20 protein-coding genes, 1 pseudogene and 2 riboswitches are annotated in these 20,300 nt (G+C 37.1%); of the genes and pseudogenes, 4 read left to right on the forward strand and 17 right to left on the reverse strand.

All coding sequences use genetic code 11. The annotated features are described in order from the left end of the window. The first annotated feature begins 3 nt into the window (after positions 1-3). On the forward strand, positions 4-603 hold the full coding sequence (locus HFP47_RS10715) for a helix-turn-helix transcriptional regulator (protein WP_257229732.1): 600 nt from the start codon (positions 4-6) through the stop codon (positions 601-603). Between the two features lie 79 nt (positions 604-682). Here HFP47_RS10715 and nrdG read toward each other — a convergent pair whose 3' ends face one another. Both nrdG and nrdD read right to left on the reverse strand, forming a co-directional pair. Beyond that, entirely contained in the window at positions 683-1,264 is a 582-nt protein-coding gene (gene nrdG, locus HFP47_RS06260) for an anaerobic ribonucleoside-triphosphate reductase activating protein (RefSeq protein WP_002815265.1), read from the reverse strand. Continuing rightward, positions 1,200-3,410, reverse strand: coding sequence for an anaerobic ribonucleoside-triphosphate reductase (nrdD, locus tag HFP47_RS06265; RefSeq protein WP_179876222.1), 2,211 nt, complete (start codon positions 3,408-3,410; stop codon positions 1,200-1,202). Before nrdD ends, nrdG begins: the two co-directional genes overlap by 65 nt. Before the next feature lie 294 nt (positions 3,411-3,704). Here nrdD and HFP47_RS06270 point away from each other — a divergent pair, with 294 nt between their 5' ends. Together HFP47_RS06270 and nadE are read left to right on the forward strand one after the other, a co-directional pair. Beyond that, positions 3,705-5,147 (forward strand): nicotinate phosphoribosyltransferase, encoded by a 1,443-nt coding sequence (locus HFP47_RS06270; protein WP_011680206.1) that lies wholly within the window; start codon positions 3,705-3,707, stop codon positions 5,145-5,147. Then, positions 5,144-5,965: an ammonia-dependent NAD(+) synthetase gene (nadE, locus tag HFP47_RS06275; RefSeq protein ID WP_042252578.1), complete on the forward strand. Its 822-nt coding sequence runs from the start codon at positions 5,144-5,146 to the stop codon at positions 5,963-5,965. Before HFP47_RS06270 ends, nadE begins: the two co-directional genes overlap by 4 nt. Positions 5,966-6,059: 94 nt before the next feature. Here nadE and HFP47_RS06280 read toward each other — a convergent pair whose 3' ends face one another. From HFP47_RS06280 to HFP47_RS06295, 4 genes are read right to left on the reverse strand one after another with little or no spacing between them, the layout of a single operon-like run. Next, positions 6,060-6,584: a YiiX/YebB-like N1pC/P60 family cysteine hydrolase gene (locus HFP47_RS06280; RefSeq protein ID WP_179876223.1), complete on the reverse strand. Its 525-nt coding sequence runs from the start codon at positions 6,582-6,584 to the stop codon at positions 6,060-6,062. Between the two features lie 16 nt (positions 6,585-6,600). Next, positions 6,601-7,269, reverse strand: coding sequence for an energy-coupling factor transporter transmembrane protein EcfT (locus HFP47_RS06285; RefSeq protein ID WP_042252582.1), 669 nt, complete (start codon positions 7,267-7,269; stop codon positions 6,601-6,603). Continuing rightward, a complete protein-coding gene (locus tag HFP47_RS06290; RefSeq protein ID WP_042252585.1) occupies positions 7,266-8,669 on the reverse strand; it encodes an ATP-binding cassette domain-containing protein in 1,404 nt (467 codons plus the stop codon). Before HFP47_RS06290 ends, HFP47_RS06285 begins: the two co-directional genes overlap by 4 nt. A 13-nt stretch (positions 8,670-8,682) precedes the next feature. After that, positions 8,683-9,273 (reverse strand): ECF transporter S component, encoded by a 591-nt coding sequence (locus tag HFP47_RS06295; protein ID WP_025268349.1) that lies wholly within the window; start codon positions 9,271-9,273, stop codon positions 8,683-8,685. Between the two features lie 123 nt (positions 9,274-9,396). Further along, positions 9,397-9,485, reverse strand: a riboswitch (TPP riboswitch). A gap of 132 nt (positions 9,486-9,617) precedes the next feature. After that, positions 9,618-9,720: riboswitch (TPP riboswitch) on the forward strand. A 71-nt stretch (positions 9,721-9,791) separates the two neighbouring features. Between HFP47_RS06295 and tenA the strand changes: the two genes are divergently transcribed. Next, positions 9,792-10,496 (forward strand): thiaminase II, encoded by a 705-nt coding sequence (gene tenA / locus HFP47_RS06300; protein WP_179876224.1) that lies wholly within the window; start codon positions 9,792-9,794, stop codon positions 10,494-10,496. Positions 10,497-10,583: 87 nt separating this feature from the next. On the opposite strand, the gene hisC is transcribed toward tenA, so the two are convergent. From hisC to HFP47_RS06355, 11 genes and pseudogenes are all read right to left on the reverse strand, one after another. After that, on the reverse strand, positions 10,584-11,657 hold the full coding sequence (hisC, locus tag HFP47_RS06305) for a histidinol-phosphate transaminase (protein ID WP_179876225.1): 1,074 nt from the start codon (positions 11,655-11,657) through the stop codon (positions 10,584-10,586). Beyond that, positions 11,641-11,985: a phosphoribosyl-ATP diphosphatase gene (hisE, locus tag HFP47_RS06310; protein WP_011680214.1), complete on the reverse strand. Its 345-nt coding sequence runs from the start codon at positions 11,983-11,985 to the stop codon at positions 11,641-11,643. Before hisE ends, hisC begins: the two co-directional genes overlap by 17 nt. A 23-nt stretch (positions 11,986-12,008) precedes the next feature. Beyond that, the gene (gene hisI, locus HFP47_RS06315; RefSeq protein ID WP_014325020.1) at positions 12,009-12,407 is read right to left on the reverse strand and encodes a phosphoribosyl-AMP cyclohydrolase; all 399 of its coding nucleotides are present in this window, start codon (positions 12,405-12,407) and stop codon (positions 12,009-12,011) included. Next, entirely contained in the window at positions 12,404-13,168 is a 765-nt protein-coding gene (gene hisF / locus HFP47_RS06320; protein ID WP_025268352.1) for an imidazole glycerol phosphate synthase subunit HisF, read from the reverse strand. Before hisF ends, hisI begins: the two co-directional genes overlap by 4 nt. After that, positions 13,165-13,880, reverse strand: a pseudogene (hisA, locus tag HFP47_RS06325) (1-(5-phosphoribosyl)-5-[(5-phosphoribosylamino)methylideneamino]imidazole-4-carboxamide isomerase). The gene hisF and the pseudogene hisA overlap by 4 nt, the downstream one beginning before the upstream one ends. Then, positions 13,877-14,494: an imidazole glycerol phosphate synthase subunit HisH gene (hisH, locus tag HFP47_RS06330; RefSeq protein ID WP_042252599.1), complete on the reverse strand. Its 618-nt coding sequence runs from the start codon at positions 14,492-14,494 to the stop codon at positions 13,877-13,879. Before hisH ends, hisA begins: the two are co-directional and overlap by 4 nt. 51 nt (positions 14,495-14,545) lie before the next feature. Then, positions 14,546-15,133: an imidazoleglycerol-phosphate dehydratase HisB gene (hisB, locus tag HFP47_RS06335; RefSeq protein WP_042252602.1), complete on the reverse strand. Its 588-nt coding sequence runs from the start codon at positions 15,131-15,133 to the stop codon at positions 14,546-14,548. Between the two features lies 1 nt (position 15,134). Beyond that, the gene (gene hisD / locus HFP47_RS06340; RefSeq protein WP_179876226.1) at positions 15,135-16,412 is read right to left on the reverse strand and encodes a histidinol dehydrogenase; all 1,278 of its coding nucleotides are present in this window, start codon (positions 16,410-16,412) and stop codon (positions 15,135-15,137) included. Then, the gene (hisG, locus tag HFP47_RS06345; RefSeq protein ID WP_179876227.1) at positions 16,409-18,016 is read right to left on the reverse strand and encodes an ATP phosphoribosyltransferase; all 1,608 of its coding nucleotides are present in this window, start codon (positions 18,014-18,016) and stop codon (positions 16,409-16,411) included. The genes hisD and hisG overlap by 4 nt, the downstream gene beginning before the upstream one ends. 378 nt (positions 18,017-18,394) lie before the next feature. Then, positions 18,395-19,501, reverse strand: coding sequence for a GGDEF domain-containing protein (locus tag HFP47_RS06350; protein WP_042252609.1), 1,107 nt, complete (start codon positions 19,499-19,501; stop codon positions 18,395-18,397). Continuing rightward, complete coding sequence (locus HFP47_RS06355; protein WP_042252612.1) at positions 19,495-20,223, reverse strand: EAL domain-containing protein; 729 nt, start codon at positions 20,221-20,223, stop codon at positions 19,495-19,497. The genes HFP47_RS06350 and HFP47_RS06355 overlap by 7 nt, the downstream gene beginning before the upstream one ends. Positions 20,224-20,300: the final 77 nt, after the last annotated feature.

The raw sequence follows: 20,300 nt of genomic DNA on the forward strand, positions 1-20,300 counted from the left end.
AAGTTGTCACGTTTAAAAATAATTGGTGAACGTTTTGCCTCCAACAACATGATTAGAGGCGAAAAAGATACGCTTATTTCCTATGTCTCAATTTTAAACCGAGCGATTATCCAGTGGGGGTACCCTGTCGAGTCAGCATTTCAATTGCATAATGAGCTTGTGAAAGAAATTGAACTATCTCCTCAGTTCCTGAATTTTTTTCAAGTTATTAGAGAAATTACTTGGCATTATTTTAAAATTGTACAAAACCATAGGGTTCACAATTTTTTACCACTCCACCAAAGAATTAAACAATATATAAAAGAGCATATTAGCGAAAACATTACACTCGATGACATTGCTACCGCACTGAATGCTTCGAAAAAGACATTGAATCCAGCGTTCAAAAGAGAGTATAAAATAACGATCACTCAATTCATTAGGCAAACCAAAATAGATACGGCAAAAGAATTGTTGATTGCTTCGAATCTCACATTACTGGAGATTTCAAATTTACTATCTTTTTCAACCGCAAGCTATTTTGTCAAAACTTTCAAAGAAATAACCGGAATAACTCCTAATCATTTTCGCCAACATTTTTTTGATGAAGAACTTCATTTGTAAATATTAATTAATAAAAAAATGTGTACACTCGTTTTATAAAAACGAGTGTACACATTTTCCAAAAATTACTATTAATAAATCATCGCACTAACTTATCCCAAATGACAACTTCATTTTGTGCCAATGATTTAGGTACATCAATAATTCTTTGATTAGCGCTACCTCTAAACTGTAATGTTAAATCTTTTTCTTCTTCCAAGAAACGACCATCCACCAGAATATCTAGTAAGGATAATAACCGCATCTTATCATAGGTCTCTTGTTCCAGCTCTTCCCATGTATAACCAGTCCACGACCAAATATCTTTCGAATGGCCAAATTCTTTCCGAATCCGACGGCAGAGCTGTAGACATACATCTGTATTTAAGAATGGTTCCCCACCTAACAGCGTCAACCCTTGGACGTAGTCTTGACTCAAATCTTCAATAATTTGGTCTTCTAGTTCTTGTGTATAGGGCTGTCCAAAATGAAAGTTTTGCGCGGCAACATTGTAGCAGCCGGGACATAAAAACAGACAACCACTCACATATAGACTGCAACGAACCCCCTCGCCATCAACAAAATTGAAGGCTTTATAGTCAGCTACATAATTTTGACTATACTTTTGCGCGGTCCATTCTTTGGGCATCGGATTGTTTGGTTTTCGCAAAGGTCGCGACATTTTCAATCATCTCCTTAGTTAAATTCTTTTGACGTGAAATTATTTCAACATGTCGACCATGAACCATTGGTCGTTGCTGAGGATTTCCTAGATAGCCACACGTTCTTTTGACCACATCACACAATTCAGGATCATGGTTACCACACTCAGGACACATAAAGCCACGCGCTGTTGATTTGAATTCACCCGCAAAGCCACACTTGAAACACTTGTCGATGCACGTGTTGGTTCCTAAATAGCCAACGTGATCGTAGGCCCAATTCCATACAGCTTCTAATGCTTGAGGATTTTGCTTTAAGTTAGGATATTCACAATAGTGGATAAAACCGCCCGACGCATATTTTGGGAACGTCTCTTCAAATGCTATTTTTTCAAATGGTGTTGGATGCTTTCTAACATCGTAGTGGAAGCTATTGGTATAGTACTGCTTATCAGTAATATCAGGAACAGCCCCAAATTTTTCTTGGTCAAGATGGCAAAATGTATCGGTCAAAGATTCGGCTGGTGTCGAATACAAACTATAGTGATAACCACTCTCTGCTGCCCATTCTTGACAATAATCATGCATTCTTTTACCAACTGCTTCAGCAAATTGATGTGCTTCAGGATTCTTTTCCCAGTCTGGTCCAAAGAATGCAATGCATGTTTCATAAACGCCCACATATCCTAATGAAATCGTAGCGCGGCCGTTCTTAAACACTTCATCAACACTATCGGTGGCCTTCAATCTTTTGCCAAAAGCACCATACATATACAGTAATGGTGCATTTTCTGGTACAGCTTCTTTGGTACGTTCAATCCGGTAAGCTAGCGCATCATGACATAGCGCCATTTTCTCATCAAAAATCTTCCAGAACAGATTCATATCACCCTTAGCAAACAGGGAAATACGTGGCAAGTTAACTGAAACAACACCCAAATTCATACGTCCAGAATTAACTTCAACGCCTGTTTCATCTTCCCAGCCTTGTAAGAATGAACGACAACCCATCGGTGTTTTGAAACTACCTGTCAATTCAACAATTTTGTCGTACATTAATAAATCAGGATACATACGTTTGGTTGAACATTCCAAAGCTAATTGCTTAATATCATAGTTTGGATCTTCTTGACTAAAATTGAGCCCTTTTTTCAAAGTAAAAATTAATTTTGGGAAAATGGCCGTGCGCCGCTCTTTCCCTAGTCCCTTGATACGAATCTGTAAAATAGCTTTCTGGATTTCGCGCTCTAACCAGCTTGTTCCCAATCCAAAATTAACAGTTGTAAATGGTGTTTGCCCTTGCGACGAGTACAACGTATTGATTTCATACTCCAGTCCTTGCATCGCATCGTAAATGTCCTTGCAAGTCTTCTCTTTGGCATACTCTTCTTGTCGGTCAGCATCAATCCATTTTTTGGCGTCAACAAGGTGCTTGTCATAGTTTATTTGTGCGTAAGGCGCAAGTAACTGATCAATCCGATTAGCTGAACAACCACCATATTGTGAAGATGCAACATTAGCAATGATTTGGGCCATCTGCGCAGTGGCAGTTTGAATAGAATGTGGTGAATCTACCCACGCATTTCCAATTTTATAGCCGTTTGTTAGCAAGTTTTCAAAATCAATCAAACAACAATTGGTAGCTGGTGTGACTGGTGAATAATCCAAATCGTGCCAATGAATATCTCCACGTAAATGTGCTTTGGCTACCAAAGGTGGCAGCATTTGTAATCCTAATGCACGACTTGCTGCTCCCGCTTCCAAATCACGTTGCGTATTGAATACGCGACTATCCTTATTGGCATTTTCATGAACGACACTCTCATCTTGTGCAAAAAGTTTCTCTATGCGTTTTTGAACATTTGAAGCATCGGAAAATTTTTGTTGATCAGCTACGTAGTATGAATTGTAAGCATCCACAGCATCCAGCTGTTCATATTTTTTAAGTAAGGAAACCAATAAATTACGAATTTCTATTGCTGTGATAGTCGCTTGGTTCGCCAACATTTGATATAAATCACGGTTGATATCGTTGATAATATTTTCTGATAAATTGAGTTTTTCTAAAATAAAATTAATTTTATAGGCATAGAATTGTGTCCCCTCACCACTATGCTTGATTACTGTTAAATCAGGTAACTTCATAAGTTTAATCGTATTGTTCATTACTAAACTATTTCCTCCAGTGCTATTTTTTAAATTGCTATAACTTAAATACTACAACTATTTTTTCAATAAGAATAGGACAAAAAATGTCCTATTTTCGAATTTAATTCAGGAATCCACTGTTTAATAGTCCTAGAAGAATTAAGCCATTATAAAATTTAATCATCTCGTAAAATTATTACAAGAATTAAATATTTGAGTATCTAACTACAATCAAATTGACATATAATTAATACTTATTAATTTAAGTAACAACTAAAAAATATTGTTATAATGGAAGGAAAGGACTTGAACATGTATTCTGATGACTCACTGGTGCTCCATACGGATGCGTACCAAATTAATATGATTTATACTTACTGGAAACAAGGTATTGATCAAAAACCCGTTGTTTTTGAGGCTTATTTCCGTAAAATGCCTTTCAATAATGGCTATGTTATTTTCAGTGGTTTAGAACGAATTGTCAAAATATTAAATCAACTGAAATTTACTGATGACGATATTGATTATTTACAATCATTAGACCTATACGACACTGAATTTTTAACGTACCTTAAAAACTGGCATTTGACTGCAACAATACGTTCGGCTTATGAGGGTGAAGTGATGTTCAACAATGAACCGCTTTTGCAAGTTGAAGGACCTCTGGTCGATGCTCAATTATTGGAAACTTTACTGCTCAATATTATCAACTTTCAGACATTGATTGCTACTAAAGCGGCTCGTATTGCTAGTGTAACAAATGGTGACCCCCTATTAGAGTTTGGTACACGTCGTGCTCAGGAATTGGACGCTGCGCTTTGGGGTACCCGTGCTGCTTTTATTGGTGGCTTTGATGCTACATCTAATGTTCGTGCAGGAAAACTATTCAATATTCCTATTTCTGGCACACATGCTCATGCGCTTGTTCAAGCTTACCACAACGATTATGATGCTTTTCATGCCTACGCAGCAACACATAAAAATGTTGTTTTTCTAGTAGATACATTTGACACACTAAAATCTGGTGTTCCAAACGCTATCAAAGTAGCCCGTGAGTTTGGAGATAAGATTAATTTTCAAGGGGTTCGAATTGATTCAGGTGACATGGCATACCTTTCTAAAAAAGTTCGTATCATGTTAGATGAAGCAGGATTCACGAATGCCAAAATTTATGCATCAAATGATTTAGACGAAAACACCATTTTAAATCTTAAAATTCAGGGTGCAAAAATTGATGTCTGGGGAATTGGCACAAAATTAATCACAGCATATGATCAACCTGCCTTAGGTGCGGTATACAAGATGGTTAGTATCGACGGCGATGACACAATTAAATTGTCAAACAACGTTGAAAAAATCTCAACCCCTGGAAAAAAGCAAGTTTGGCGAATAACAGATAGTAAAGATGGCAAATCTGAAGGTGATTATTTGACTTTCGATGATGAAAATCCTAGCCAATTGGAAACTTTGCACATGTTTGATCCCAATCATCCTGTTATTTCTAAGAACATTAAAAATTTCGATGCACAACCGATGCTACATGATATTTTTGTTGAGGGTGACCTAATTTATGATTTGCCTGATATTACTACAATTAAAAGCTATGCCAAACATTCGTTAAACGATCTATGGGATGAATACAAACGTATACTGAATCCTGAAACCTATCCTGTTGACTTATCTCAAAAGCTATATGATGCTAAAATGAATTTAATTCATGACATTCGAAACAATATACAGGAGATGACCAAATGAGACCTTTACAATCTAAAATAATTGCTGATCTGCACGTTCAGCCCGTTATTGACCCAAACATTGAAATCAAGCGCTCTGTGAATTTTCTGAAACAATATCTCACTCACAGTGCTTACACCGGTTTAGCTATTGCAGTAAGTGGTGGTCAAGACTCCACACTTGCTGGTAAAATTGGCCAACTTGCTATTGCTGAACTACGAGCAGAAACGAATCAAAAGTTCGAATTTGTTGCGATTAGGCAGCCATACGGTGAACAACAAGATGAAAACGATGCCCAAGATGCACTCAATTTTATCCAACCTGATTTAACAGTAACAACAAATATCAAAGATGCAACTGATGCTCTGGTAGGTTCACTGCGTCTTGGTGGATTAACCGTTGATGACATGAGTCGCGGTTCAATTAAACCAAAAGTACGTATGATTGCCCAGTATGCTGTTGCTCGCGAGCATAATAGTGCCGTTATCGGAACTGATCATGCGGCTGAAGCCGTAGCTGGTTTCTTCACCAAGTATGGTGACGGCGGCACAGACATTAACCCTTTGTGGCGTCTAAATAAACGACAAGGAAGGCAGCTTCTCGAAGCATTACACGCCCCAAAGCATCTATACGACAAAGTACCTACTGCAGATCTTGAGGATGAACGCCCACAGCTGCCTGATGAAGTTGCTCTGGGTGTTAGATACGATGTCATTGACGATTATTTGGAAGGCAAAGATGTTACAAGCACCGATGCCGAACGAATAGAAGAGATGTATCTGACAACGCAACAAAAGCGTCACGAACCAATCACTATTTATGACACTTGGTTCTATTAACTCTAAAATTTGATTGTTATGTTCCCCTATAAACACTTAAAAAAGCCACAATATCATTATATATTGTGGCTTTTTTAGTATTTACTAATTTAAATTATAAGTCAATTTTTCCAACATACTGTAACTGCGGATCGTGAGACATGTCATTAGGATTTGTTCCCAAAACATTAACTGGCACCGGCTCGTTTAGTTCCTTATAGTAAGCAGCCCAAAAGTCAGAAATTTGTTTTCGTCTGTCTCCAAAAAACATTGGTTGTTCACTAAATTTGACAAAGTCTTCAAAGGCTGTCACTACAAACTGTGAACAATAGAAGCTGTTCGTACCTGGCTGAAAAGAAAAGTTATAGGGTTTACCCAAATGCGTTTTAGCGTTAAAAATAATTCGCTTCGTATTTTTAACATTTGTGCGGTAAACATCAGCACTTTTATTTTTCTCTAAAAAAAGCTGAAGCGATTGTAAACAAACGCCTGAATCAGCTGTTGCATGAATGACATTTTCTTCGTCGGCTAATATCGCAACATGAACAAAATTTCCCGTTGATTCTGCAATACCCTCATCCAGATCGCTATGTCCATTTTTTACAAAAAGTAAATCTGCTTGTTTTAATTTCATAATCATAGTCTAACACATTTGTTTACCAAAGCTTAATAACAAATAAACAGTACTGAATGAGTAGCATAACGACGCCAATGATTAACCACCCAGAAACTTTTGTTGGAAATAATCGGTGGTAGCTACGGCTTTCACCTTCTTCAAAACCATGAGAGGTCATAGCCATCGCTAAATTATTTGACCATATTAATGCTTGACTAATGGCTTTAAAATAAAGTTTAGGCGACCAAAAACTCAAGACCTCACCTCGCATCAGCCCCACTGCCCGAATCGTTTTAACTGAATTTATAATTTTGGGAATAAAACTCAATGCACCCAGAATGCCATATACAAAGGTTGCGGACATTTTGACATTTTGTTCAAGAGAACGTAATAATTCGTACAAAACCATAGTCGACATAAATGCCGCGCCCATGAATACATAGGCACCTACACGTGTGGTCATTACTAGTGCAAAATGTAATCGTTGTGATTCGTCTCCTGTACCAAAAAAATAAAATGATGTGAATGATCCGAATGCCGGCAAAATTGATACAATCAATAACCGAGCAAAAGTTTTCAAATGGCTTTTAGTCACTATTAAAATCAAAATACTAACAACAATTAAAAACAGATTGAGATAAACTGATTTTGTGAACGCAATTTCTATCGAAATAAGCAATACTAATAGTAATTTTTGTGTTTCATTCATGAATTAACTACACTTTCATATTTCAAACCATTTTGATCAAAGCGAACATGATAATCAATATATTGAATAATGCCGTGTGTTTGGTGTGAAATCATGATAATACTTTGTTCAAGGTCATTTGACGACTGTTTAATGATTTGCATGACATGTTGAATAGAATTCGTATCCAATCCAGATAATGGCTCATCTAACAGCAAGGTGTCGGGTGCAATAATTAACATAATCAGTATTTGTAGCTTTTTTTGTTGGCCACCTGATAATTCGTAAACACTATGCTTTTCAAGACCTATTAAATTTAACTTTTGCATGCACTGGTCAACCTTCTCAGTTGTCCAATAATCAGCGTGATGGCTATGGGCTCTAGCCTGCTCAACTTCTTCAGAAACGGTAATGTTTAAAAATTGGTCAGCTGCATTTTGAAATACTAAACCAACTTTCCTAGCATATATTTTTTTACGAAGTTTATCGAGTAGCTTCCTTTGATACAACAACGAGCCCTCATAATCGTGTAATCTTGCAAAAGTAAGCAGTAAGCTTGATTTTCCAATACCATTGGGTCCAGTAATTAAGGTGATTTTATCTTTTGCCCACTCAAAACTGCTATTCTTCAATATGGATTGTTTACCGTTGTTTACCGTCACATGTGCCATGCTAAACACAGACTCATTAAATTCATCATTAGTAACAATACTATCATTTACATCTTGTTTAAAAAAAGGAGACCAAGCTGTAGAATCAATACATGCTATATGTCGATTTTCAATACGATATAAATCTGTTATCAGATTTTCGTATCCACTTGTGTCATGATCTGAAACTAAAATACCATGTCCTTGATCAACTAATTTTTTTAACAATACTTGTAACTCATGTCGATGCTCTGGATCAACGGCCGCAAAAGGTTCATCCAATAAAATAATTTCTGCACCCATCGCTAATGTTTCAGCTAAAGCAACCTTTTGCAATTCTCCACCTGACAAGTATGAAAGTTCTCGGTGTCGCAGTGATTCAATTCCTACCTCTGATAAAGCAGAATTAATTCTCTTATCAATTTCCTCGGTAGTTAAAGATAAATTTTCTAATGAAAAAATTAATTCATCTTCTACGCGATCCATGGCAAATTGTTGATCTGGATGCTGAAATAGCATGGCAACTTTTTTAGCGCGATGGTTCGCTTTGATTTGAGCAATTGATTGATGGTTCAAAGACACTTCCTGTGACAATTCGCCGCCATATTTAGGATATAACCCAGCTAAGGCAGTCATCAAAGTTGATTTGCCACATCCAGATGAACCAACTAATAATATAAATTGTTCTGGTCTAATCTCCAGTGAAATATCTTCTAAGATAATTTCATCGTCAAATTTAATATCCAAATGATTGGCCTTTAATTCCGTCATACTTTTATTGACCTTATCGGTTTGTTTTTAATAATTTAGACTTCTCTAGCAAGTTGACAATCCAGTAAACTAATAGACCGGCAAAAAATGCAATTGAAATCCAGCGAACAATAAACAACCCAACTAGCATACCAAAATCAAATTGTAGATATCCATCGTGGAACAATGACCAGATGAATGTCACGCATGTTCCAGTAAATGTTGACAAAATCAAACCCATTTTCCAGCTTTTATATCCTGTCAAAGTAAAACCAAGCTCTGATCCGATACCTTGAATAAATCCAGAAATTAGTGTTGCAACACCCCAATAGCCGCCCAACAAGGCTTCTCCAGTGGCGCCAAGCAATTCACCTATTAATCCCGCACCAACACGTTTCAATAAATAACTAGCCAATGGGGCTGCCATCATCCATGGCCCAATAGTGATTGCAATGGTGTATTGGTGTAACCCAAGCGGAACTAAGACTGCATCAAGTGCTGTGTACACTGGATCCATAATAAAATAAATCACACCAAAGGCAATACCAATCAACGCCATTAAAATGACTTCTCGCAAAGACCATTTCCCTTTTGATCCCGCTGTTACTGTTTCTACTTGTTCCATAAACATCTCTCCTCTTGTTTCGAGGTTGTATGTTTCGATAAAATACCTTTTATAGTATAAGTGTCCATACAAAAAGCCACCAACCACAAAAGAATTTAGTGATTGATGGCATCAAAAAGACATCTTAATCTAACTTATTCTTCCTTCGCAGGTATTAACCTGACAGGTTCAATGGGTATTATCTCAACCTTACGGTACCCCAGATAAAATATTAACTTCGTGAATTAGTATAACCTATTCTAATTTTAAATGCAAAGAAATTTTCTAGCCCATTAGCTACACCATAAAACCATTTGCAATTTTAATTTTTCAATGCTATGCTAATCTCATTAAAAAATATATATGCTGTCCACTAGGGGTGCCTTCTTGGCTGAGATGATATTATTTATCAATCCCTTCGAACCTGATCTAGTCAATGCTAGCGTAGGAAAGTGGTATTCTTTTTACAAAAGATACTCTTTTTTGCCTAGTCAAGAGAGAGTTTTTTTGTTGGATATGTAAAGATTTTAGGAGAAATTATGTTTTCAGAAGAATTGCGCACCCAAGCTGCACCAATTATGACAGCCATTCATGATCACGCATTTGTTCGTGGCATTGCGGACGCTTACGTTCCCCGAGAAGCTTTGATTTTTTACGTTGAACAAGATTTCCAATATCTTAGTGAATTTATCAAAATTTATGCCAATGCCATTACAAAATTAACTGATCGTAATGAAATGAAATTTTTTGCTGATTCAATTGATTTCATTTTAAATAGCGAAATTCATCCCCATCATGTTTTTTGTGACGTTGCCGGCGTTGAATATGAAACATTGCAACACGCCACGCCAACACCTAAAGCATATCTATACGAATCACATATGTATCGTGCGGCTGACACCGGCTCCTTATTAAATATTCTAGCTGCTTTTCAGGCGTGCCCTTGGACCTATAATGAAATTGCAAAAAAACAAGTTCAGGAGAAAGCAAACACAAATGATAACCCATTCAAAAGCTGGATTGATTTTTATGATAATACAGATGATGATTCGGAAGTTTCACTATCTGACAAAATCTTTGAATGGATAGATCGCTTGGCAGAAAATGCAACAACTCAACAACGCCAACAGGCCACACATTTTTTTCTTAAAAGTTGTGAATTAGAATGGCAGTTCTGGGAACAAGCCTACCACCAAGAAGACTGGCGCTTCAAAGATGTATTAAATCAGGCAAACACTTTGTAAGGCTATTGATGTAAAGAAGTGAAATTTAATAACACAAAAATGTTGCGTCGTTATTTAATGACGCAACATTTTTGTGTATCCGTGAATTTATTTGTTTGTAGCTTTCAAAAAAGCTAATTTTAATTCAGCATTGTCTTCTGGTGTACCTAACGCAATACGAATCCACTCAGGATTAAGTCGATCGTTGACTTGGAAACCTTGTTCTAATAATTTTTGACCAACTTTTTTCGTTTCGCCAACCTTTATCCAAATAAAATTAGCCTGTGATTCATAAAACTTAAACTTATTTTTAGTCAAAAAATCTTGGAACTTTTGGCGCTCTACTTGAAAACGTTGGACATTTTTCTGCAAGTACTCTTGATCTAATACAGCAGCCGTGCCACCAGCAATCTGATAGGTTGATAAATTATAGGGTAAACGAACTGCTTGCATCGCACTATAAAGGGTATCTTGCATGATGCCATATCCAACACGTAAATTAGCTAGACCGTATGCCTTTGATAAGGTACGTAGCACAACCAAGTTTGTGTACTCAGCTACCAAAGGTGCCACGGTAGCATCAGGTTCATCTACAAAATCATAGTAGGCTTCGTCCACTACTAACGTAATATTTGCTGGCAGCTTGTCCAAAAAGCGCTTAATGGAGCTGGTTGTTTCGAATACCCCTGTTGGATTGTTGGGGTTAGCTATCCATACCATAGCAGTTTTATCATCAATAGCATCTAAAATCGCATCAAAATCAACATGCCCGTTATCAACATTAACGGGTATTTTTTTTGTTGTAGACTGTTCGATTTGTGCATGCATCGCATATTCACCAAATGTCGGATTGGGAATAATAATATTTGATCCTGGTTCCAACACAACACGAGTCAACAGCTCAATCAATTCATCTGCGCCAGCACCAAACACCAAATGTTGTGGGTCAACATGATTTAACTCAGCTACCGCTTCACGTAGTTCTGTCGCTTGCCCATCTGGATAATAACCTAAAATATCATCGGAAACAGCACGTACAGCTTGAGCAACTTTGGGTGATGGACCATACACAGATTCATTGGCTGATAAGCGGGCTAAATGTTGCAATCCATACTTTGCTTTTACAGTTTCTACTGGTAATTCTGCTTGATAAGCTGCTAAAGCTTTAACTGTCTTTTTCATTTTTCTTATCTCCTCGCCAATCAGCGCGTTCATGCAATAATGATTTTTTTCCTAAGCGTGACCCTAATTCATCTTTAATATCATCTAAACTGACACCCTTTTCAACTAATAAGACCATTAAATGAAACAATAAATCTGAAGTTTCATAAATTAGCTCTTCATTATTATTTTTGGCGCCGAGAATTACTTCCGTGCTTTCTTCTCCCACTTTTTTTAGAATTTTATCTAATCCTTTTTGATATAGATAATCAGTATAGGATCCTGTTTGGGGATTTTGTTTGCGCTCAAGTGCTTGTTCATAAAGTTCTTCAATTGTTTGTTGTGGCATCATTTCTCCTTTTAGTGTGGTATTTACTCTTTTGGAAAATAACCATCAGTCCATTTATTTGCAATGGTTGCTTGATTAGCATCTGCTAAACCTTCACCTTTTATCGTGTTAAAAAAACATGAGTAAGCATTAGTATGACAGGCTGGCCCTGCAGGATTCACATGAATTAGCAGAGTATCTAAATCACAATCTAATGTCATGCTAACGACCTGTTGTATGTTACCCGAAGTCTCCCCTTTATGCCACAATTCTTGTCGTTCACGAGACCAAAACCAAGTTTGCCCAGTACTTTTGGTTAATGAATAACTTTCTTTGTTCATATAGCCTAGCATCAAAAATGCCTTTGTTTCCGTGTCGACAATGACAGCAGGGATCAAACCATTTTGACTTTGCTTGTTGAAATCTGGTTCAGTTCCAATCATATGCGTATCTCCACACCGTCATCTTTCAATGTTCGCTTCAAATTTGGTATTTTAATTTCACCAAAATGAAATACTGAAGCAGCTAGTGCTGCGTCAATTTTAGTTTTCTCAAATAAATTAACGAAATCTTGTGTTGAACCAGCACCACCCGAGGCTACTACTGGTACATTCACAGCATCTGCTAGTTGATCATAGAGTTGAATATCGTACCCTTTTTTTGTTCCATCGGCATCCATACTTGTTACTAGCAATTCGCCAGCCCCACGAGCGACTAATTCAGAGGCCCATTCAATAGCATCAAGACTTGTAGGCTTAGATCCGCCAGAAACGTAGACCCGATAAATACCAGCCGACTCATCCCATTTAGCATCAATTGCGCCGACGATAGCTTGCGAGCCAAATATTTTAGCCCCGTCCGTAATTAGCGCTGGGTTCTTTACTGCTTCAGAGTTAACAAATATTTTATCAGCTCCCGCTTTAATTAAACGACCCATGTCTTCTGTCGTTCGAATACCGCCGCCAACGGTCAAGGGGATGAATACTTCCCTGGAAACAGCATCAACGACTGACATGATGGTATCCCGCTCTTCCAAAGTTGCTGTAATGTCTAAAAACACTAGCTCATCAGCGCCAGCAGCCTGATAGGCTTTCGCTGATTCAACGGGATCACCTACTTCACGTAAATTGACAAAATTAACCCCTTTAACTACTCTACCATTCTTAATGTCTAATGCTGGAACAATTCGTTTGGCTAAAGTCATCCATCCACCTCCTTTAATTGAGCTAGTGTCACATCTCCATCATAAAGTGCTCGGCCAACAATAATATCGTGAATACCGCTTGCTTGTAAATCTGTAACGTTTTTAATATTGGCAATACCCCACTAGCTATAATATTGCTTTTAGGAAATTTATTTTGTAAACGTGATAATAACTCAATGTTAGGACCTGATAGGGTCCCATCTCTAGCGATATCGGTGACAACAAAATTCGAAACACCTACTGATAACATAGCTTCAACAATATCGTCAAAACTCGTATCAGAATTTTCAAGCCAACCTTGTGTGGCAACTTTTTCATCACGGCCGTCAACACCAACAACAATTTTATCGGAGCCATACTTTGCAACCGCTGTTCGCACAAGTTCCGGATGAGTCAAAGCTGCTGATCCAATAATCACACGATTAATGCCTATATTTAAGTATTGGTTAACCTGTTCAAGAGTCCGGATACCGCCACCAAGTTCAATAAACAAGTTTGTTTGTTCTCGCAAAGATTGAATAACATTTAGATTAACTGGTTTTCCTTCCTTGGCACCATCTAAATCAACCAGGTGTAAATGCTTTAAACCTGCGCTTTCAATTTGTTTTGCCTGTTTCAATGGATCTGGGTTAATTGTGGTTTCTTTTTCATAATCCCCTTGATAAAGGCGAACTGATTGACCATTTAATAAATCAATTGCTGGAAAAATCATACGTTGTCTACCATTTCCTTAAAGTTTTGCCAAATCTCTAATCCATCTTGTCCAGATTTTTCTGGATGGAATTGGGCACCAATCACATTTTTGTTAACCACAACACTTGGTACATCAACTTGTCCATAATTAACAGTTGCCGCAATATATTTTGAATCCGTTACCGCATAATAGCTATGTACAAAGTAAGTATATTTATCATTCATTGTTCGAGTGATTTGGTTGATTTGGCTCACTTTGTTCTGATTCCAGCCCATCTGCGGTACTTTATAATTCTCTTGTTTAGGTAATTCAACCACTTGCCCGGGAATTAGCCCAAGACCTGTCGTTTCACCAAATTCAGTTGATGAATCAAAAAGTAACTGCATCCCTAAGCAAACACCCAACAATGGTTTACCGCTATTTGAAAACTGTTTTATTGGTTCAACCAAATTACGTTCTCGAAGTTTATCCATTGCTGAGGCAAAAGCGCCAACTCCTGGCACTACCAGACCATCAGCGGCAGCAATCTCGGCAGGATCTTGAGAAACTTTGGCGTTTAATCCTGTATATTCAATTGCTTTCATGACATTTCTAATATTACCCGCGCCATAGTCTACGATAATAATCGCCATATATTTCTCCTTTGTATTATACGATTTAACTTCACAAAATCATCTAATATTTTAAATTCGCCCCTTGGTGGAATTAACCCCTTTAATTTCCGGATTGATAGTAATTGCTTGGCGCATTGCACGACCAACAGCTTTGAACATACTTTCAATTTTATGATGTGTATTTCGACCATATAGGACTTCAATATGAACATTGGCTCTTGCTTGATCAGCAAAGCCTTGCCAAAAATCTTCGACAACCTCTGTCTCAAAAGTGCCCAATGTTGGTGCAGTAAGTTCGGCATGCAAAACTAGGTAGGAACGCCCCGATAAATCAATCACCGCGCGGGTTAGTGTTTCGTCCATAGGGACAAATTGGGCACCATAACGTTCAATACCAACTTTATCACCCAAAGCTTGGGTAAATGCTTCTCCTAGCACAATACCAATATCTTCAGTCGTATGATGACTATCAACTTGTAAGTCACCCTTCACATCAACTTGTAAACCAAAGCGGCCATGTTTAGCAAACAAAGTTAACATATGATCGATATAACCAATGCCGGTGTCAACTTTAATCGGTGTTTGTTCATCAAGATTTAAAGTCAATTCAATTTGTGTTTCAAAAGTATCTCTCTTTATTGTTGCAGTTCTGGACATATTATTTTTCTCGACTTTCAATTGCTCGGGCGTGCGCTTCTAATCCTTCTTCACGTGCTAATACTGTGACGTCAGCCGAATCAGCCAATAATGCTTCAGCAGAATATTGTAAATACTGAATACGCTTTTGGAAATCCCAAACACCTAGCGGTGAACTAAATCGTGCTGTACCACCTGTTGGCAAAATGTGGTTTGGACCGGCTAAATAATCACCAAGTGGTTCAGAAGCATACTTCCCTAAGAACACTGACCCAGCATTTTTAATTTTAGAAATATAATTATACGCATTTTCTAATTGTATTTCCAAGTGTTCAGGTGCTACAGCGTTCATCAGATCAATCATTAAATCAATCGTATCAACCAAATATATGAAACCATTGTTTTCAATTGCTTGACGCGCAATAGCTTCACGAGGCAAGACTTTAAGTTGGTCTTCGACCTCCTTTGAAACTGCTGTTGCTAATTTTTCAGAATTAGTGATCAAAATTGCACGTGCATTAACGTCGTGTTCTGCTTGTGAGAGTAAGTCTGCTGCTACATCCTTCGCACTTGCTGAATCATCAGCTAAAATCCCGATTTCTGATGGTCCTGCAATCATATCAATATCTACTTGACCATATACGTCACGCTTAGCCGTCGCTACATAGGCATTACCCGGTCCAGTAATTTTATCTACCTGTGGAATAGATTCAGTTCCATATGCTAAAGCGGCAATTGCTTGAGCCCCTCCAACTTGATAAATGCGATCCACCCCTGCTATTTTAGCAGCAGCTAAGACAGCTTGGTTTAAACCATTTTTTTGCGGTGGTGTAACCATAATAATATTTTCAACACCAGCAATTTTAGCAGGAATAGCATTCATCAAAACAGACGAAGGATAAGCTGCAGTACCTCCGGGTACGTAAATGCCAACAGCTGATAGTGGTGTCACCTTTGTTCCACGAATCACACCATTACTGGGATTATCTTCAAAGGATTCACCAATCTCTAATTTGTGAAAGCTTCGAATGTTATCTGCAGCTTTTTCTAGTGCTTTAATGACGGCTGGATTAACCTGATTAAAGGCTTCTTCAATCTGACTATCGGTCACCTTTAAGTTATCTAAAGTGACACCATCAAATTTTTCTCCATATTCTTTCAAAGCTTCATCGCCGTTTGCGCGAACATTTTTAATAATATCAGTTACACGAGCCTCTACTTGCGGATCAACCGTCTTCTCTGTTTGCTGACGAATACGAGCTTTAATTGCTTCCAGTGATTCATTTTTAATAATATTCATTGTTCTTCTTCTTTCAAAATATTAACAAGGTTATTGATTACTTTCCTAAGCCCTAATTGAAAACGCAGTAAGGCGCCAGCACGAACGAGCATGTGGGTAGCTACTGGGCCAACCGCATCATAAACCTGCAGATGATTTTCGCGCAGTGTATTTCCTGTTTGTGTGATATCAATGATAGCATCCGATAGACCAGTGAGTGGTCCAAGTTCAACAGAACCTTCTAACTTAATTAATTCGACATCTTCCCCACGATTACTAAAGTACTCGGTCGCAATTTTGGGATATTTCGTGGCAATTCGCTTTCGCGTTGGCGTATCAAGATTAAAACCTTCTGGCGCAGCGACAACGAATTCTGCTTTGCCTGTCTGCAAATTAAGCACATCGTAATGATTTTGTACCTGCTCAGCTATCGTGTCAGAGCCAACAATACCAACATCACCAATGCCACGATCAAGATATTTAACGACATCACTCGGTTTTACCAAAATAAAGCGATATTTTCCGTCAGTACTATCAAATATTAATTTACGTGCTGGATTTTCTAATAACGAAGTATCAATACCAGCCGCTTTCAATAATGGTCGTGCATCTTTTTCAACACGTCCCTTGCCAAGTACCATCACAATAGATTCTTGTGGTTTCATTTCCTCAGGCTTACGTCGCCAGTCAGCTAAAATTGTTTCAATATTTAATCCCATACCAACCGCCGGTAATGATTTATTCTGGAAGTTTTCTAACAAACGATCATAACGACCGCCGCTAAATAAATATCGACCTAAACTTGGAACAAAACCACGTATAATTGTGCCCGTATAATATGGTTGCGGTGAAGCCGCTGCCAAATCAACCGTAACTGCAACTGCTGGATAATGTTTGTGCGTATATTCTGCTAATTTCAACCAATCATTGATAATATCATTAACTGCCGGTATTTCTTGCAGTTGCCACATCACTGTTTCGCCATCTTCACCAAATGCTAAAGGCCAGCCAGCCAACCCTTCCGGGAAATCAGGAATAGTGGCCCGAAGTTCCTCAAAGACCGATACATTTTTTTGCTCAATAGCTTGCTTCATACGTTGCCGCAAGTCTTGATCTAATTGCAAATTTTCTAAAACCACATCAATAAAACGGGCATCACTCAAAACCACTTGTACATCCACAATCCCAAACTCTTGCGCAAATTTAAGCATCGTGTCTAGTGCTTGAATTTCCGCTTCAAAACTTTGATCACCAATCAGCTCAATGCCGGCCTGCGTTTCTTGATTGTAATCACCCGACAAGCTGTCGGTTCGCCTAAAGACATCCCCTATATAATAAAGTCTAGACATACTATTTTGTTGTCGATTGGCTGATAAAAAACGCGCAATCGGCAAGGTCAGATCTGGACGTAAAACTAAATTTTCTCCAACCTGATCAAACAAACGAAAAACATTCTTGTTTTGATATTTATCAAATGTACTCTCGCGCTCGATTAATGGTGTATTAATCGGTGTAAAATCAGCATCATTTAAGATTGTAGTTATCATCTGTGAAATTTTCTGTTTTTGTTGTAATTTTTCACCAAATTCGTCTCGCGAACCGGCCGCTAATACTTTATCGTTCATGTTCATCTCCTAGATGCCATATAATAAAAAGACGTCCTCACAAACTAATATTTTAGTTTGCAAGGACGTCTTCACGTGTTCCCACCTTGATTTCAATTTTACTTACGTAAAAAAGCTCAATAACCTACTAACGCAGGCTTATTCGGTATCGGGAATTTCCGGAATGGCTTTTTAACCATTCAGCTCGTTGGTGTGTTTTCATTAATTATGCTGGCGCTCATCTCAATGCGTTAGCTTGAGCACTTCCTGTACAACACGGTAATTAACTACTTTTTCAACTTCAGCTAAATTTATTATTAAGTTATTTTCATTTTACATCAATTATTATATATGTCAATACTTATTTTTATATAATAAAATATGCATTCTCATATCATTTTATCCTTCAATAACTATCTTGCCTCTTCCTGTCTTCTTAGACTGATAAACTAGGTCGTCAGCAATATCAAAAGTCATCTTTAAATTAAACTTATAATTTTTTGAAAAACTTACACCAGCCGAGAAACTCATCAAGTGATTTTGATCTCCTAGAGGCAGTTTACTCAGCTCAAGTTGCATACTTTTTAAGAACTTTCCGATATCAGAAAAATTATTGGGATCAAACATCCAAACGAATTCCTCACCGCCATAGCGATAAATTCCTAAATCTTTTGAATTTAGTTTGTAGGCTAGGCGCTCTCTCAAAAATAAAGAAAATTCCTGTAAAACTTTATTTCCAGCTTCATGTCCGTAGGTATCATTAACATTTTTAAAATAATCCAGATCAATAACTGCAATACCAGTATTTGTCTGTTTGTCAGGACCTAACAAGATATCTTGTTCAAATTTTTTATAATTAAAAAAACCTGTTAATTTATCGAAAATAACTTCTTTCTGCAGTTGAATATTCTTATTTTGCAAATTAGTAACTTGAAAATACACTTTTCGAGTTATTAAAATCGTGATAATAGCTACAGTGGCACGAATTATCCAATTCGTTGGTTGATTGAAGATACTATATATCACAACATGGGGAATGAAGGGAGCAAAAAAAAGACTAGTGGCCACAATAAATATTTCAGAAAGAATCATTGAGAGTGTTTGATTAGAAACATATTTATCAAATACTTTCATATAAAATATAGCCATTCCAGCTACTACTAGTGAAGCCAAAACATTAACAGTTGTTAAGTGACCATCCACAAATAGCATGTATAGCATTCTTACAAAGGGTGTGATAATAACCAAAAGAATGGCTTGCTTTTTATCAACCAAGTAAAAAATTAAAAGTGCGAGTAAATATTCATGTGCTACAACACCAATAAAATGATAAGAAACTGACATTGATGTATAAAGCATAGCAACATATATTATTGGTTTTATCCATTGTTCATAACGACTACCGGAATTGCTATACATTAAAAATTGCATACTAATTAACGTAGAAATAGCTAAATTCATTATAACCAACATCAACAATAGATAACTAAACAAATAGGTTAACATTTTTGTGCCTCGATCATATCCTCTCTAGGTTTACCAAAAAACCAACCTTGCTGATAAATGATACCCATTTTTTGTAGTAATATTTGAGTATCAACATTTTCAACACCTTCGAAAACAAAGGCCAAATTATTTTTTTTGGCTAAATTATCCCATTCTTTCAAAAATGAAATACTAATTTGGCAAGAATCCTCTTTAAAATGTGGCCAAGCAAACTTAATACCATCAACTAAATTGACATTGTCCTGTACGTGTGACAAGGTATTCCGACCTGTACCAATATCATCAACAAAAATTCTATAGCCCATTTTTTTGATTTTCTTGACAGCATCCAGTAAATAATTGCTGCCATTAGTTGCATAGGATCTTTCTGTCAGTTCAACAATAATATTGGGTGCCCAAGTATGCATTCTTTCGAAGAATTCATGTGTTTGTGGTGATTTAAATTGTATTATTTCAAAATTAATTGAAAATTTAGTACAAGGATTTTCTTGTAATATTTCCTTTAATTGTTTTTCAAAAAAAGAAAGCACAATTTGATTTCCTGATTGACTTTTGATTAAGTCGAAAAATATTTCTCCAGGAAATTGCCTTGTTTTCTTAGAACGTAATAATATTTCGTAAAACGCAATCTTATCTTTTTGTTTATCAGAAATTTTAACAACTGGCTGCATCACAAAATAAAAATCTTTAATAACTTCCAGTTGTTTGTGATGCTCAGTCATAGTTGCTCTCCACTATTTATCAAGTTTTTGTTTTTTCGTTTTATCATCAAAAATTCTATAGTTTTCTAACACACTTA

This window comes from Leuconostoc sp. DB-1, assembly GCF_013414845.1.
GTDB lineage: Bacteria > Bacillota > Bacilli > Lactobacillales > Lactobacillaceae > Leuconostoc > Leuconostoc mesenteroides.